Source organism: Vibrio jasicida 090810c (genome assembly GCF_002887615.1).
Taxonomy (GTDB): Bacteria; Pseudomonadota; Gammaproteobacteria; order Enterobacterales; family Vibrionaceae; genus Vibrio; species Vibrio jasicida.
On record NZ_CP025792.1, the window covers coordinates 2,036,746 to 2,053,232 of the forward strand.

A 16,487-nucleotide genomic window follows, 5' to 3' on the forward strand; every position below is an offset into this window, starting at 1 on the left:
GCCAAAGAGCATCTTATAATCCCCTCCGCTCAACTTTGTATTTTGAAAGGAAGTAACTAAATGGCCGGCAGTAAAAAATCCAATCGTCGTGAAGAAATCTTGCAAGCTCTCGCGCAGATGCTTGAATCTACAGAAGGGGCTTCACGCATTACTACGGCAAAATTGGCGAAACAGGTCGGTGTTTCAGAAGCGGCACTTTACCGCCACTTCCCAAGTAAAGCTCGCATGTTTGAAGGCTTGATTGAGTTCATCGAAGAAGCACTCATGACTCGCATCAACCGCATTTTGGATGATGAGAAAGACACGCTAGAGCGCATTCGTATGGTAATGCACCTTATCTTGGCATTCTCAGAACGTAACCCAGGTTTGACACGCATTCTTTCTGGTCATGCTCTAATGTTTGAAAATGAGCGCCTACGCGATCGCATCAACCAACTGTTTGAACGTATCGAAACACAGCTTCGTCAGATCCTACGTGAACGTAAGATCCGTGAAGGCAAATCGTTCCCAGTGGAAGAGCGCATTTTAGCCGCTCAAATCCTAGGACAAGTTGAAGGCAGCTTGAACCGCTTTGTTCGTAGTGATTTCAAATACCAACCAACCGCGAACTTTGACGAGTATTGGGCACTTCTTAGCGCACAAATTAAGTAGAGATTATGAGTAAAGACAAATTCACTAAGCCGGAGTTTTCTCTTTCACTTCTCCACCCTCGTAACTGGGGTGTTTGGCTCGGCTTTGGCTTTTTGGCTATCGTAGTCAATATCCTTCCATACCGCATGTTGCTATCGTTAGGTAGCACACTCGGCCACCTCGGCATGCGCTATGGCAAAGGTCGTGTCCATGTCGCGACACGTAACCTTGAACTGGCTTTTCCAGATAAAGCGCCTGAAGAGATCCAACACATTATTGAAGAGAACTTCAAGAATACCGGTATGGCGCTGATCGAAACCGGTATCACTTGGTTTTGGCCGACATGGCGTTTCAAAACTCTGATCATTGAGAAAGACCTAGTCGCACTTCGTGAGAAAGCCGCAGAAGGTAAAGGTGTACTACTGTGTTGTGTGCATGCTTTAAATCTTGAAATCACCGCTCGTGCTTTCGGCGTGTTAGGTGTTGCAGGCTATGGCGCTTTCCGCCCGCACAATAACCCAGCGTACAACTTCATTCAGTACTGGGGACGCACACACAACGGCAACAAACTCATTGACCGCAAAGACGTTAAACAAATGATTCGTGTTCTACGCAGCGGTGAGCGTTTGTTTTACTTACCGGATCACGATTACGGTCGTAACAAATCGGTATTCGTCCCTTTCTTCGCAATTGAAGACGCTTGTACTACAACTGGCACCAGCATTCTGGCTTACACGTCCAAGTGCTCGATAATTCCGGGCTCTGGCTTCCGAAATGGAGATGGTAAGTATGAAATCATCGCTGATAAGTGCATTGAAGCCGACTATCCGAAAAAAGACGAAGTAGCGGCAGCGGCTTATATGAACACCTTTGTAGAAGAAGTGATTCTGCGCGCACCAGAGCAGTGGATGTGGCTGCACAAGCGCTACAAGACCATGGCTGATGAAACTGCGCCAAAAGGTATTCGCTATAAGTAAGTGATAAAGATAAAAGAAAGGGGCTGATGGATATCCACCAGCCCCTTTTTCTTTAATGATGAAAGAACAATTAAATGCCGTATTCTGCTCGGTACGCTTTTACTGCTTCTAGGTGCTCTTTATCTGTACCTTTCTCTTCAAGGAAAGTCACAAGGTCAGTCAGGCTAACGATTGAGATGATTGCACAACCAAAGTCACGCTCCACTTCTTGAATCGCAGACAGCTCACCTTTGCCTTTTTCTTGACGGTCAATCGCAACTAATACACCTGCTAGGTCCGCACCGTTTGCTTGGATTATTTCCATTGATTCGCGAATCGCGGTACCTGCTGTGATTACGTCATCTACTAGCATGATACGACCTTCAAGAGCAGAACCTACAAGGTTGCCACCTTCGCCGTGGTCTTTTGCTTCTTTACGGTTGAAGCAGTAAGGCGTGTCGATGTCGTGGTGATCCGCTAGCGCTACTGCTGTTGTAGTCGCGATTGGGATACCTTTGTATGCAGGGCCAAACAGTACATCAAACTCAATGCCGGAGTCCGCCAGTGCTGCTGCGTAAAAACGACCAAGACGTGCTAGGTCACGACCAGTATTGAAAAGACCAGCGTTAAAGAAGTACGGGCTTTTACGGCCAGATTTCAAAGTAAACTCACCAAACTTAAGAACTTCTTTCTCAAGTGCAAACTCAATAAATTCACGCTGGTATGCTTTCATTATTTTCTCTCTAAATACAGGCTTGGTATCCATATTCCCAAGCAGTTAATAAACACTAATGCGTTATCTCCTAAGTAGATGGATTTACAGCTAGGCAGCAAGTTTTTCTATCCCTATGAGCATAGTCTTCCTATGTAAATAGGTCGGACTGGCGCTCCAGTAGAAAAGCGCAGCGAACAACGCTGTAGATTCATATACGACGGAGATAAAAAAATAGCCCCCATAATGGGAGCTATTAAAATCAATTGGTTAACGCCGCCTTCTGCGCTGCGACAATTTCCGTAATGCCGACTTTCGCCGACTCTAACAGAGCCATCAGCTGCTCATGACTGAACGGTTCACCTTCTGCGGTGCCCTGAATTTCAATCATCTTGCCTTCTTCTGTCATCACTACATTCATGTCTGTGTCTGCCGCTGAATCTTCAACGTACTCAAGGTCACACAGAACATCATCACCTAGTAAACCAACAGAAACTGCCGCTACGTGACCTTTCATTGGGTTTGCTTTTAGCTTGCCGCTATCCACTAGGTGTTGGAACGCATCGGCCATTGCAACGCTTGCGCCGCTGATAGATGCAGTGCGAGTACCGCCATCTGCTTGGATAACATCACAGTCAACCGTGATCATGAACTCACCCATCGCTTGTAGATCAACCACAGCGCGTAGGCTACGTGCGATCAAGCGTTGGATTTCCATCGTACGACCACCTTGCTTACCGTTCGCCGCTTCACGACGAGTGCGCGAGTGAGTCGCACGAGGTAGCATGCCGTATTCAGCCGTTACCCAGCCTTTACCTTGACCTTTTAGCCAACGAGGCACAGATTCTTCAACGGTCGCATTACACAACACTTTGGTGTTACCAAATTCAACTAACACTGAGCCTTCAGCGTAAGCTGTGTAGTTACGAGTAATTTTGATTGGGCGAACTTGGTCCGCCTTGCGATCGTTTGGACGCATGGGCATCTACCTTAAGTAATGAGGAGAAGACGATTTGGTTGGGCGCAGATTATAACGGAATCGATTAAATAAAGCTATCTGGACAATCTCGTCACAGAATAGCAAAGCCTCTGCCATCTTGCTGTGCTACTATTGCGTGGTAATTTTCAGCAAATTTAAAAGACAGGAAAATTCGATGATTTACAGTATGACAGCGTATGCGCGCAAAGAAGTAAAAGGCGATTGGGGCAGCGCAGTGTGGGAGATCCGCAGTGTAAACCAACGCTACCTAGAAACTTACTTCCGCATGCCAGAACAGTTCCGTGCTCTTGAGCCAGTACTGCGTGAGCGTTTTCGTAAGCGCCTAGCTCGCGGCAAAGTAGAATGTAATCTGCGTTTTGAAGCAAACCCAGCAGCAAAAGCAGAGCTTAGCATTAACGAAGCACTGGCAAACCAAGTGATCAAAGCTGCTGAGCAAGTGATGCACATGACTGGTGAGCTAAGCCGCATCAACCCATTCCAAGTCATGCAATGGCCTGGTGTGATGGAAACACCTGAACAAAATATGGATGAGGTGAACAAAGAACTGCTTGCTGCATTTGATGAAGCAATTGGTGAGTTCATCGAAGCGCGTGGCCGTGAAGGCGACAACATGAAAGCGCTTATCGAACAACGCCTAGAAGCGATCACATCAGAAGTCGTGAAAGTGCGCGCACGCATGCCAGAAATCCTAGAGTGGCAACGTGAGCGTCTGTTCTCGAAGTTTGAAGATGCGAAAGTAGAGCTAGACCCATCTCGCGTTGAGCAAGAGCTTATCCTTCTGGCGCAGAAATCAGACGTAGCAGAAGAGCTAGACCGTCTTGATTCTCACGTAAAAGAAACCACAAACATCCTGAAGAAAGGTGGCGCAGTCGGTCGTCGTTTAGATTTCATGATGCAAGAGTTCAACCGTGAATCGAACACGCTAGCGTCAAAATCAATCAGCACAGACATCACTGCATCAGGTGTTGAACTGAAAGTTCTGATTGAGCAAATGCGCGAACAAATTCAGAACATCGAGTAATAAAGACCTCGATGAGATATCTAAAGAGCCTCGCACTGCGGGGCTAATTATATGGTCCGCCTCACTCTCAAGCCCTACGCTTAGAGTAGGCTCTCAGAACGAGGTGAACCATATGTCTACCATTCACATCTTAGGTATCGATTTAGGCAAGCACTGCTTTCATGCGGTTGGCAACAATCACACTGGCAAAGACGTTATTCGCCGTAAGTTTAGTCGAAGCCAACTACTCCGTTTCTTATCTGTACTTGAACCTACCATCATCGCTTTTGAAGCCTGTGGTGGTGCTCACTGGCTTGCGAGAAAGTGTGAAGCCTATGGGCATCGAGTTCGACTTATCCCGCCTCAATATGTAAAACCTTACGTCAAAGGTAATAAGAACGACTTTATTGATGCGGCTGCAGTAGCAGAAGCAGCGAGTCGACCAAGCATGAGATTTGTCTCTGCCAAGTCAGAGGAAGCTCAGGTAATCGCAGCTATCCATCGAGTGAGGGATGGTTATATCAAAGAACGAACGGCTTGTATGAGCCGAATTGGAGCAATACTACTTGAGTTTGGGCTGAGTTTTCCTAAAGGCCATGCCAAGATGAAAGCGCTATTTCAGTGGTTGGCCGAGCAAGATATAAAACTACCACCAAGCCTGGTCGCTGAGTTGCTCTCGATTCATGAGCACTATAAATACCTAAATGAGCAAGTATCTACTCAAGATAGAAAACTGAAAGCGATTACTGAAAATAATGAAAATGCTGAACTTTTGAAGAGTATTCCTGGTATTGGTGATTTAACAGCAACGTTGTGTGTGGCCAATATCAGTTCTCCTTCAAACTTTGGTGGAGGTCGCGAGATGGCTGCATGGCTAGGACTCGTTCCAAGGCAGTATTCAACGGGTGGCAAATCAAAGCTATTAGGCATGAGTAAACGAGGGAACAAACACCTTCGCGCTCTATTTATACATGGAGCGAGGTCCGTGCTATCTAGGATAGAAACAACAGGAAAAGTGTTTGGAGATTGGTTAGTCAATTTACGAGCAACAAAGCCGTTTAATGTAGTGGTAGTCGCACTTGCCAATAAGCTAGCAAGAATAGCTTGGGCGGTGTTGTACCACCGCCAAGCTTTTAAGGCTGTATAGCCATAACCAAGTTTGCAACGCCAATGAACGTGATGACAAAAACGGTCGAACGGCCAGATTAGTAACCTGATACAAAAAATAGCACCTAGTTGCTTTGGGGCTTTTAAGGATAATCTGGCGCGGATATCATCGTGGAGCGGGGAAGTTAATGTTCCCAACGTGGACTCCGAATACATTAGCGCAAACCAACTCCGTTATTACTAAATTGTAGTTGCAATAACGGGGCGGACCATACATTTTTATTTGCTGATGCTTCACTTGCTTCCTATATATAAAACCAATAGTCTTGTGTGGTTACTTCTAAACCATTGAATCGCCATGACTCGTCCGCATTGCTTCGTCCTGCAACATGACTCCCCTATTTCTTTCTATCCTGATAAAAATCAGTTGATGATTGATGGTGAGGAGATTCACTTAGAGCCATTGCAAGCAAGATTGCTCAACTGCTTTATCGAGAACCGTGGGAACGTACTGAGTACCCAGCAAATCGCCGATGATGTCTGGCAAAGAACGCAAGTTTCCGACAACTTGGTGAGACAAGTCATTAGTCTACTGCGCGGTCAGCTTCAGGACAAAACGCGTCCGTATCGCATCATTCAGACCATTCCTAAGCAAGGTTACTTATTTGATATCGAAGTGACTGAGCCAAGCATAACGCGCCCTCCTATCACTGAAGAAGCGGTTCCTCTTACTCGTACCGCAAAGCCTAAAAACAAACGTATGGTTTTAGCTGTAGCGGCAATCCTGACGGTTGGGCTTATTATGGCTTGGGTAGTAAAAAATGGTGACACCACAGATGAAACAACGGTGATAACAGCACAACAAAGTGACGTAGTGCCCGTTTATATTCATGATATTACGCTCGATTCCAGCAGTAACTTTGAAATGGCAGAAAGCGTATATAACTATCTCTTCTATGGTCTAAATTCAGCCAAAAACCTATCCGGTTATCACTATTCTCAGTTATCCCAACAAAGTAAGCAGTCTCTTGCCAACCACGGTGTTGAGCTCAAAAGTTGGATCAAGAAAGTAGAAGGCAATTATGTGCTTAGCGTCTTGGTGCAAAACAACCATCAACCCAACCAGAGCCAAAAGGTAGAGAAGACATTTAACCAAGATAACTTCTTCGATGCTATTGGCGATGTGATTTTAGAAATCAAAGCCATCATTGCCCCAATGAGTTCCGATTACGAAGTGGCGAGCCATCGCGTGACGTCCATCAGTAACTATGACGATTGGAAAGTGATCTCTGAAGGGATTTCTCTTTTCTATCAAGGTAAAGGTGGTCCCGCTTTTTCGAATATTGCTCAGCAGCTAAATACGATTCAACAGCAAGGGCGAGACAGCTATTTGGTCAGCGCTTTGTTGTCTTACTCTGAATCTTTAGCTTACTTACGCGAGCACAAACAAGAAGACAGAGAGCAAGCGCTTCACTCAGCCAAGCAAGCGTTCGAACTGAACCCACGTTGTGATATTGCCAACCTCACTTTGGGGCTTGCTTTGCTTATCAACCAGCATCCTGATCAAGCCTTCCCATACTTGTTTTACGCAGCAGAAAGCACGCCAAGTCCAATCAGTTTTTACTTACTCAGTGTGGCTGACAAACTCGCAGATAACCCGAAAGGCTCGCAATACAATTACCAACGCTATACTGAGATGAAAAAAGAACATAACGGGCAACTGTTTGATCTTATTAAATCTTCACAAAAAACAAACCTATTCCAAACAGCCAAATAGCCTCAGAACGGAAAACCGCTGCTCTCACCGATTGTTAAGTCGGCATCTCCAACGTTGATGGGTATTCTGGATGTTTGATTTTTGTTTGGAGTTCAACTCGCTTGCCTTGCATCAAGCGTAAAAAACGTACCTTCCACATACTTGTAAACCAAATCATTCATTTCTTGGGATACACACATGTTGAAAAAGTTTGCTTTTCAGATCATTCCAATCCAGATCTTTCTTTTCGTCTTTTGGTTCAAAAATGGCTTTATCGATAAAGTGATGGGCGTGCTACTTGGCATCATTACACCTGATACTGCCTATGCAGGCGATACTTGGGCAGGCTGGAAAGGCTATATCGTTGGAACTTGGGATAAAAGCCAAGTCGGTCATGCACTGCTAAGTCCAACGTTTGACTTTATGTTCCCGATCCTCATTGCTTTGCAATGCTTACCGTTTTTATTGGTGATTCGCTCGGTGCTGGCAGGTGAGTTTATGGCTGGAAAAGAGCGTCCATGGCTACTCTATGCGGCTTTTGCATCTCTGTTCGTAACGGGTTGTATGGCTTTCACCCAAACCATTACAGGTGCAAGTGATGGACAATATCTATGGCAATTTATTGGCTTTAGCATGGTTGCCATCATGTATCTGCGTAACGAACAAGGTAAATAACGTCACATCAAAAGCCCCAATCCAATGGGGCTTCTTCATGACGTTTAGTCTGTTTTAGGCATTGATGTTCTTCATACAATGTTCACATAGCACAGGCTTTTGCTCTGCAGACTTGAGGCGAAAACGCTGCCAGAAAGTAGGTTCAGCTTTAGTGACAAAAATACCGCCCAATAATGGCAGCAGCAGAGCGACAGAAACCAACGACAAACTGTTACCCGCAATCCATGTAGAAAGACTCAGCGCAATCAACGGGAAAAACAGAAAACAGATCGAGGCAGTAAACGGCGTCGACACTTGTCCAAGCTTAAAGTACGCCACAATGCCACCTACGCTAGCAAACATACCGAGATAAATCACAGCGCTAATCGAGTCCACCGAGAACTGAGAAATATCTGGTCGCTCGACGATCAGTGAGGTGATAAACAACAGCACAGAAGCAACAAAGCTTGGAAAGGCGTTGTAAGTCAGTACTGGAATGCCTTTACAGAACTTTTCAACAAACACATACATCACTGCATGAATCGCGACCGCCCCACCTAGAGCGAGAAAGCCCAGCAGATAATCCTCTCCACCTAGACTCATTTCTTTCGCCAGAATCAGAATTAAGCTCAGAACCGCGACCAAAAGGCCGACAATCTGGGATTTACGTAACCTAAGCCCAAGAAACAGACTCGATGTCACCATCACCGCTATCGGCATATTGGCGAAGATGATCGAAGCAAGGCCCGATGAAATGTATTGTTCCCCAAAAATCATCAAGGTAAACGGAATCGCGAAATAGAAAATCGCAACGACGAACATCCAGAACACTTTACCTTTAGGGAAGAACAGAGGTTGTTTGAGGTGTTTCGCCAACATGATTAATAGCGGTGCGGCAATAAGAAAACGCAGTCCAGTAGCAAAGATAGGTGGAATAGTTTGCACCGCTACTTCCATCGCAAACCACGTGGTACCCCAAATCAAACACACAGACACGAACAAGATAATTGGTAGATGCTTATACGTCATGACGACCTCCCGCTTGTTGAGCATTAACAAGGTTTGGCAGATACGCAGCAAGGCGCTCGTTACGAGCAATTAAAGTGGTTTTCATTTTTTAGTTCCCATCACAGGGCGGTGTAAATAAAAAAGCTATTTACACGCGTAACAAATTCGCACGGTAATGCGTGCAGTGACATTGTTGGCAGCGATATGCTGCGAGATAGGAATTAAGCTATCGGAGGACGATAGTGAGAGTGCATATCTGCACTGGTATAGATAGAAGTTTGGCTAGTCGCAAGCTCATGGCGATATGGTGCCTCATATGAACGTTGCTGGGTTTCGACAACTGCCGTGCCCGAAGCATGACCATGGGAACAACATTGTTTTTCGAAGCATGTTCCGCCCGGTTCACAACAACCCGGTTCTTCCTTGTTGACGGTATTAAACTCGATATCACAATAGCTAAAGTGCATCACTTCTGCATTGGGAGTGTTATCTGAGTAACCGGGTGAGACCTCTGCACGAGCTACGCCACTCGACAGCATAAAAGCCATCAAAGCAGAGAGCAGGAAGCAAATTGTGGATGTGCTTTTCATCAGCATCACAATGTCTCATAAAAAGGAGAATACGGGATAGCGTGAAGATAACTGTCAAACAGACAAGAAACAATAGTGCTTGAGATGACTTTACACTTTTTTACCCCAAAGTCGTGTAGATGTGATTCCCCTTCACACAAAAGCAAAGCCTCGCACTTGGCGAGGCTTAACATTATTCATCTTTTTCGGCGGTTTGATTATCAATATACGGCCAATAATGATGACCGACTCGAATAACCAAAGTAGCGGCAGCCAGAATAAACGCGGCCAAAGACAGCCACACTATCATCACGGAGTCGAGCTCTTTCATTCCGAGAGTGATATAGCGAGCGATGGCCATCATGGCAATGTAAATTGGGTAACGGACTGGTATCTTACCGTTCATCACAAACTGCCCAACCATAGCAAGCACTTCCAGATAGATGAACATCAATAAGATATCATCGAGTGCAACACGCTTTTGCACGTAAATATGGACAAACTCTTCGACCATAGCCCAAACAGTCGCCAGAGTAATGGCAACCAAAAGCACAGCTTCAAGCAGATGAAAGATTTTCAGAAAGGGACGACTGAATGATTTAGGTAAATGCGACGGCATGGCCAACTATCCAAACAAATCAAAGGAGTAAGTTTGCAGTGTAGCACGCAGAGTTGAATAAGCTGAACTGACAAACCTCACCGGCAGAAAGAAAAAACGCTCCAATTAATAGGAGCGTTTCATTTTACCTAGAAGGTGACTTTACGCCACTTGCTGCTTTTTTTCTGCCACGCGCTTTTTCTTGCGGTATTTAGGGTGCGTGATAGGAATCGCGGATAGAAGTTTTTTGGTGTAGTCATTTTGAGGGTTCGCGTAAATTTCTTTCGCGTTGCCCGCTTCCACCACTTTGCCAAAGTACATCACCGCCACTTTATCGGACACATGTTTCACTACAGACAAATCATGAGAGATGAAGATGATGGCCAGATTCATCTCTTGCTGAAGTTGCAGTAACAAATTCAAGATCTGAGCCTGAACCGATACGTCCAACGCGGATACCGACTCATCACAAATCAGCAATTTAGGCTTAAGGGCAATCGCACGAGCAATACCAATACGTTGGCGCTGACCACCGGAGAACTCATGCGGATAGCGGTTTACCGCGGTTTCTGGCAAACCGACTTTGACCAACAGCTCTTTCACCCACTGCTTACGCTCTGAGGACGTACCAATGTTGTGAATCACGTACGGCTCTTCGAGAATCATTCCAATCGTATGACGTTGGTTAAGCGATTCCATCGGGTCCTGAAAGACAATTTGCATGTCTTTACGCAATGAGCGCATTTGTTTCACAGACAATTTGGTGATGTCTTTGCCTTCAAAGAAAATCTTACCTTCTGTTGGCTCGTACAATTTCAAAATAGTACGACCTAGGGTACTTTTACCACAGCCAGATTCACCTACTAGGCCAAGAGTTTCACCCTCACCTACTGATAACGACACGCCATCAACGGCTTTAATGGTGTAGCCTTTCTTAAACAGTCCTTTACCTGATACAAAGTGCTGCTTAAGATCTTCAATTCTTAATACTTCTTTTGCCATAACATCCTCTTTTATGACTTGTTCACTTTGCACCAGTTAGCTAGCAAACATACTGGTATCTATCGGTTTAATATCGATCATCTGTTTAGGTTCGTTATCTAAACTCGGCATCAAACCCATTAAACGTTCTGTATAAGGGTGCTGTGGGTTATCAAACAGCTCGAAAATCTCGGCTTTTTCCACAATACGACCACCGTACATCACGGCTACGTCATCACACACTTCCGCAACCACACCAAGATCATGAGTGATAAAAATCATCGCCATGCCCGTTTCTTCTTGAAGCTCATTCATTAGTTCAAGAATAGACGCCTGCACGGTTACATCCAGTGCAGTGGTTGGTTCATCACAGATAAGAATGTCTGGTTTACACGCTAATGCCATCGCGATCATCACGCGCTGACGCATACCACCCGATAGGTTGTGTGGGTATTCATTCAGACGCTTTTCTGGCATTGGGATTTTTACTTTGGCCAGCATTTCTAGCGCGTAAGACTCTCTTTGCCTCTTATCCAATTCAGGACGGTGCAACTCCAAGACTTCGCACAGTTGGCGCCCGATACTATGTACGGGATTCAAAGCCGTCATCGGGTCTTGGAAAATAATAGAAATGCGGTCGCCGCGCATGGCGTACATTTCTTCTGCTGGTAATGTGGCAAGGTCTGTACCACGGTAATTGACCTCACCATTGACGATATTACCGTATGGTTTTGGCAACAGACCCATTATCGACATCGAAGTGACACTCTTACCACTGCCCGACTCACCAACTAGACCAAGGGTACGCCCAGCACGAACATCAAAGTTCACGCCATGCAGTACTTTGACAGGTCCATCATCCGTAATGAATTCAACCTCAAGATCTTTAACACTTAGGATTACATCGTTTTCCATAACACATCCTTACAGCTTATAAGTGTCATCAACGACAACAACCGGTTCAAAAGTTTTACCCGATTTCATCGCCTTCTGGGTTTCTTTCTTCACATCAGTATCAATCCAGTAAGTGCCATCACCAATGATGCCACCGCTAAACAGTGCTTCCGTCATGCGGTTCATTGGCTTCTCTGGCAGCTTTAACCAACGCCAGTGGCCATAACGAACGTAAGGCACCATATAACCAGGAACAATCACGTGCGCATCAATAATGTCACGCTGGATTTCATGACCAAGTTGGATCTTTTTGTCCATGTCCATATTGAAGCGATAATCGATGATCTTCGCATCAAGTTCAGGCGTGCTGTAGTTTGTGAACGAGTTGGTTTGAGGCTTATTCGCGTTCACTGAGTGGAAGTATTCCCAATAGGTTGGTATCTCAGAAGTACCCATATCAAGGAACGCTAAATCATGTTTCTTCTCACGCACATATTTGAACATCGACGAGCCATCGATCAGCTTAAGCTCAATGTCTAAACCAGCCAATTTAGCCTGCTCGCGCACAAAGGCGATACGAGGCGTGTGTACTGGTGTCGCGTACGTCAATTCGAAGCTCAAACGTTGGCCTTTGTCATTGATACGGATTCCGTCCGAACCTATCTTATCAAAACCCGCTGCAGCAAACGCTTGTGCCGCTTTTTCTGGGTCAAATTTCGGAGCTTTAGCATCTGGCAACGTGTATTTCCCGTGGCCGTAACCTGTTGGGTTTGGTTTACGACTGTAGTCACCACGCATGATGTTTTCGATCATGCCATCAAAGTCGATCGCGTGAGTAATGCCTTTGCGGATGTTTAAATCATCCAATAATGGCATTGCAGTATTCATCCAAACACCGCCAGCCCCTACAGGGTATTGGTTGTAACCCCAGAACTTCTGAATGTAGCCTTTTTGGTAAGGTGCGGTATTGGATTTGTCATGCCATAAGCTTGGTAGAACCAGACCAAATGCATCTAAACTGCCTTTCTCAAAGTGCTTCTTGGCAATATCGTTATCACGGATGACGGTGATGCGAATCTTGTCGACGTTATAACGGTTTTGGTAGTACTTGTTCGAGTAACCCCACCAGTCTTCGCCTACGTGTTTAAAGGTAACGCTTTTACCTTTTTTGATATCCGCTAGGTAGTAAGCACTCGTGGTTGGTTCACTCTTAAAGTTGTAATAGCGAACAAAGTTGTCGTGAATACCATCACCATTCTCATCTTTCTTTGGATTCGCATAGAAATGAGCAGGACGCGGACGCAGTGCGCCCATTCTTAACAACAACTCTTCAGGATTGAGTTCTTTCGCGGCTTTAACCGCGAACGTTAAATCATCGAACTTAATCACATCTTCGACAGTCTTGTTATAGTAATCGTTATACCATGGCTCAAGAATGTCTTTAGAGCGATAGAACTTCAGCATAAATACAAAATCGTCGGCAGTGACAGGTTTACCATCTGACCATTTTGCTTCTGGGTTCAGTTTAAAATAAACGGTTTTGTTATCACCCGCTAACGCCCACTCATTAGCTAACTCCGGAATAAATTCGAGAGTATCAGGGTGACGTACAACCAATCCCGGTGTTTCATCCAGAATATAAGAACGCAAACCTGAGTTGGCATCGGGGCCAACACTACGCAAAGTCTGAGGAAAGCTCGACATATACGCTCGGAAGGTACCACCACGTTTTGCTTCAGGAGAGCCATATTGAGGCTCATCCCAGTTTGTTTGCCAGTTTAAGTCAGTCGGAAGCGTTGCTGACATCGCACCAAAACTCAGGGCGCTCAGCGTTGACGCTAATAATAATTTTTTCATAAAACTTCCCTTTTTATGTTTTGCTCACAATGCTTACTTAAACGTAGCGCGTGAATTTTTTCGGGTCGAATGCAGCTCGGATAGCTTCACCAATAAAGGTCACCATCACTAGCACCAGTACGATAGAGCTAACAACAGAAGCAACGATCCATGGCGAGTCTAGGTTCGACTTACCTTGTTGCAATAACTCACCCCAACTTGGTGTCGGAGGCATCAGGCCAAGGCCTAGGTAATCTAGTGCTGTCAGTGCTGTGATGTTCGCTGCGATAGTAAATGGTGCCAGCGTCACAATCATTACCATGGTATTTGGCAGGATGTGGTTGAACAGGATACGGCCGGTTGACGCACCTAATGCACGTGCTGCCATTACGTATTCACGAGCCGACTCTTTATAGGTCATGGTACGCATGTACCAAGTCATCCCCATCCACCCAAAGAGTACGTTAATACCGACGAACAGAGTAAAGGTTGGTTGCACTATCGAGACGAGGATCATGATGACGTACAAAAACGGAACCATTGACCAGACCTCGATCAAACGCTGAACAAATAAGTCAAATTTTCCGCCCCAGAAGCCCATCGCACAGCCAACTGCAGTACCAATCGCATACGAAATGGCCATGGTTAGCAACGCAAAGCCCATTGCCGTTCGAAAGCCATAAACCAATCGAGCTAAAATGTCTCGACCAATTACATCAGTGCCTAGGTAGTGCTTATCTTCGGCGCTTGGCGCTGTCGGCGGGAAATCACCGCTAAAGTCTTGCTCGTATGGGTTCCAAGGTACAATAGGTAATACAACGAAGTTATCGCCACCTTCTAATTCGAATACCTTTTGTAGCTCTCGGTAGTCTGCTTCACTAGAAGAAGCTTGGCCAAACTCAGAACCCAAGCGGACATCACTGACGACAGGAAAGTAAAAACTACCATCGTACTTAACGACCAGTGCCTTACTGTTGATCAACAGCTCCGAAAACAATGAAAGGATCAGCATGGTTGATAAGATCAAAAATGACCAATAACCGCGTTTGATTTCTTTAAAGTGACGGAACTTCTTTTGGGTTAATGGGCTAACTTTAATCATATTACGCTCCAAACTTCACACGTGGGTCGACTAAAGCAACACAGATATCTGAAATGATATTACCGATCAGTAGCAATACCGCGTTGATAGCTACGATGCCCATAACTACAGGATAATCGCGCTCCATGATGGACTCATAACCAAGCAGGCCGATGCCATCAATATTGAAAATTACTTCAATAAGGAATGCACCTGTCATAAAGAACAACAATGAATTACCAAAGTGAGAGGCGATTGGAATCAAACTATTGCGCAGCGCGTGCTTGCGTACTGCTTTCTTAAATGGCAAACCTTTTGCAATCGCAGTACGAATGTAATCGGATGACAAGTTTTCCATCAGGTTATTTTTCATTGTCATCGTTAGCGTTGCAAAGTCACCAATCAGGTAACAGATAAGAGGTAGTACCGCATGCCACATGATGTCTTTTGCGCGCTCAAAGAAGGTTTCATAGTCATCAAAGTCGTCTCCGACAAAGCCTCCCATCGGGAACCACTCTAGGTGATAACTGAACAAGGTGATAAGTAGGACACCAACCACGTATCCGGGTAGTGCGTACCCGACAAAGATGAGAATAGAAGAAGCGGAATCAAATACGGAGCCGTGTTTAAGCGCTTTATAATAGCCGAGCGGAATCGAAATAAAATAACTGATAAAAAAGGTCATTCCGCCATAAAACAAAGAAACAGGTAAGCGCTCTGCAATCATGTCAGACACAGGTTCGTAATAACGAGTAGATTCACCTAAATCAAGCGTCACCAAGCGACTCAACCATTCAACATAGGCTTCCATCACTGGTTTATCTAAGCCATAAAACGCATTCAGCTCAGCGATTTGATCATCGGAGAGAGCGGTATTACCGCCAGCAGATGTCATTGACGCGGCGCCATCACCTTGCGCTTGCATTTGAGAAAGCATGCGCTCAACCGGACCACCAGGTACGAATCGCGTGATAGCAAAGATAAGAATGGTAATCCCGAGAAACGTTGGGATTACCAACGCCAAACGGCGTAAAAAGTACGACAGCATATACAACTTGCTCCTTGTCTACTGTCCATTATTAGGCGGAATTGGAGAGGAGGAATCCGGCCCAAAATGGTGCATCTCTATCCCGTAGTAACTAAAGCTGTTGAAACACACTCCCTGAATTTCAAAAGCCAGTTTTTTCCACTACTGCAATAATTTCAGCGTCATATTTATCTTGAATCCACTGAAGCTTCAAGTGTTTGAACCCAAAACATGACAAACTTCCCTCGAGGTCGAAAAATAGAAATGTTTTTGTAAAAAATTATAAAAAACCACAAAACCAATTCATACAGAATATCAATCTGGGCACTTTAGAGCCAAAACCCTATATAAACATGCATATATAGAGAATAATTAGACGAAAACGCCCATTACTATTTGACCCTGAAATACGAGTGAGCCCTTTTATAATGGTGGGTATCATATTCTGATACCACTCCTTGCGATCGAGTTAACATAGAGAGCATTCCATAAAAAAACCAAATCAGAATAATTCTCTAGATAAGCACCCATTTTCAGTACCAATCGCCTAGTTAAAAACCAAAGGCCACATAAGTCATTAGTCTTTACAAGAAACACAAAATACGGTGTTTTATTAATATTTGATCTCGCCCACCCTTCCTAACACAGCCATTTATTCTGTGATTTACATCACTTTTG

16 protein-coding genes are annotated in these 16,487 nt (G+C 45.0%); 6 read left to right on the forward strand and 10 right to left on the reverse strand.

Annotated features, from left to right (window positions below; genetic code table 11):
* The first annotated feature begins 60 nt into the window (after positions 1-60).
* Both slmA and C1S73_RS09635 read left to right on the forward strand, forming a co-directional pair.
* Positions 61-651 (forward strand): nucleoid occlusion factor SlmA, encoded by a 591-nt coding sequence (gene slmA, locus C1S73_RS09630; RefSeq protein WP_005434407.1) that lies wholly within the window; start codon positions 61-63, stop codon positions 649-651.
* A 5-nt stretch (positions 652-656) separates the two neighbouring features.
* Positions 657-1,607, forward strand: a complete 951-nt coding sequence (locus C1S73_RS09635; RefSeq protein WP_038864821.1) for a Kdo(2)-lipid IV(A) acyltransferase — start codon at positions 657-659, stop codon at positions 1,605-1,607.
* 70 nt (positions 1,608-1,677) lie between these two features.
* Here C1S73_RS09635 and pyrE read toward each other — a convergent pair whose 3' ends face one another.
* Both pyrE and rph read right to left on the reverse strand, forming a co-directional pair.
* Positions 1,678-2,319: an orotate phosphoribosyltransferase gene (gene pyrE, locus C1S73_RS09640; RefSeq protein WP_005379384.1), complete on the reverse strand. Its 642-nt coding sequence runs from the start codon at positions 2,317-2,319 to the stop codon at positions 1,678-1,680.
* Positions 2,320-2,560: 241 nt separating this feature from the next.
* On the reverse strand, positions 2,561-3,277 hold the full coding sequence (rph, locus tag C1S73_RS09645; protein ID WP_038864820.1) for a ribonuclease PH: 717 nt from the start codon (positions 3,275-3,277) through the stop codon (positions 2,561-2,563).
* Between the two features lie 175 nt (positions 3,278-3,452).
* Here rph and C1S73_RS09650 point away from each other — a divergent pair, with 175 nt between their 5' ends.
* The 4 genes from C1S73_RS09650 to C1S73_RS09665 all read left to right on the forward strand — a co-directional run bounded on the left by C1S73_RS09650 (position 3,453) and on the right by C1S73_RS09665 (position 7,836).
* Positions 3,453-4,319: a YicC/YloC family endoribonuclease gene (locus C1S73_RS09650; RefSeq protein WP_038864819.1), complete on the forward strand. Its 867-nt coding sequence runs from the start codon at positions 3,453-3,455 to the stop codon at positions 4,317-4,319.
* 112 nt (positions 4,320-4,431) lie between these two features.
* On the forward strand, positions 4,432-5,445 hold the full coding sequence (locus tag C1S73_RS09655) for an IS110 family RNA-guided transposase (RefSeq protein ID WP_102778952.1): 1,014 nt from the start codon (positions 4,432-4,434) through the stop codon (positions 5,443-5,445).
* 318 nt (positions 5,446-5,763) lie between these two features.
* On the forward strand, positions 5,764-7,182 hold the full coding sequence (locus tag C1S73_RS09660) for a winged helix-turn-helix domain-containing protein (RefSeq protein ID WP_038870116.1): 1,419 nt from the start codon (positions 5,764-5,766) through the stop codon (positions 7,180-7,182).
* A gap of 177 nt (positions 7,183-7,359) precedes the next feature.
* Positions 7,360-7,836, forward strand: a complete 477-nt coding sequence (locus C1S73_RS09665) for a hypothetical protein (RefSeq protein ID WP_009698961.1) — start codon at positions 7,360-7,362, stop codon at positions 7,834-7,836.
* 54 nt (positions 7,837-7,890) lie between these two features.
* Here the strand turns inward: C1S73_RS09665 and C1S73_RS09670 are convergent, their stop codons facing one another.
* The 8 genes from C1S73_RS09670 to C1S73_RS09705 all read right to left on the reverse strand — a co-directional run bounded on the left by C1S73_RS09670 (position 7,891) and on the right by C1S73_RS09705 (position 15,830).
* A complete protein-coding gene (locus tag C1S73_RS09670; protein ID WP_038870115.1) occupies positions 7,891-8,844 on the reverse strand; it encodes a DMT family transporter in 954 nt (317 codons plus the stop codon).
* A gap of 200 nt (positions 8,845-9,044) precedes the next feature.
* Entirely contained in the window at positions 9,045-9,419 is a 375-nt protein-coding gene (locus tag C1S73_RS09675) for a hypothetical protein (protein WP_038870114.1), read from the reverse strand.
* A 166-nt stretch (positions 9,420-9,585) separates the two neighbouring features.
* Complete coding sequence (locus C1S73_RS09680; protein ID WP_038870113.1) at positions 9,586-10,011, reverse strand: phosphate-starvation-inducible protein PsiE; 426 nt, start codon at positions 10,009-10,011, stop codon at positions 9,586-9,588.
* Between the two features lie 141 nt (positions 10,012-10,152).
* A complete protein-coding gene (locus C1S73_RS09685) occupies positions 10,153-10,992 on the reverse strand; it encodes an ABC transporter ATP-binding protein (RefSeq protein ID WP_080774273.1) in 840 nt (279 codons plus the stop codon).
* Positions 10,993-11,028: 36 nt separating this feature from the next.
* On the reverse strand, positions 11,029-11,886 hold the full coding sequence (locus tag C1S73_RS09690; protein WP_050566714.1) for an ABC transporter ATP-binding protein: 858 nt from the start codon (positions 11,884-11,886) through the stop codon (positions 11,029-11,031).
* A gap of 9 nt (positions 11,887-11,895) precedes the next feature.
* The gene (locus C1S73_RS09695; RefSeq protein WP_038870112.1) at positions 11,896-13,722 is read right to left on the reverse strand and encodes an extracellular solute-binding protein; all 1,827 of its coding nucleotides are present in this window, start codon (positions 13,720-13,722) and stop codon (positions 11,896-11,898) included.
* 37 nt (positions 13,723-13,759) lie between these two features.
* Positions 13,760-14,803 (reverse strand): ABC transporter permease, encoded by a 1,044-nt coding sequence (locus tag C1S73_RS09700; protein ID WP_038870110.1) that lies wholly within the window; start codon positions 14,801-14,803, stop codon positions 13,760-13,762.
* A gap of 1 nt (position 14,804) precedes the next feature.
* Positions 14,805-15,830: an ABC transporter permease subunit gene (locus C1S73_RS09705; RefSeq protein ID WP_005434432.1), complete on the reverse strand. Its 1,026-nt coding sequence runs from the start codon at positions 15,828-15,830 to the stop codon at positions 14,805-14,807.
* Between the last annotated feature and the right edge of the window lie 657 nt (positions 15,831-16,487).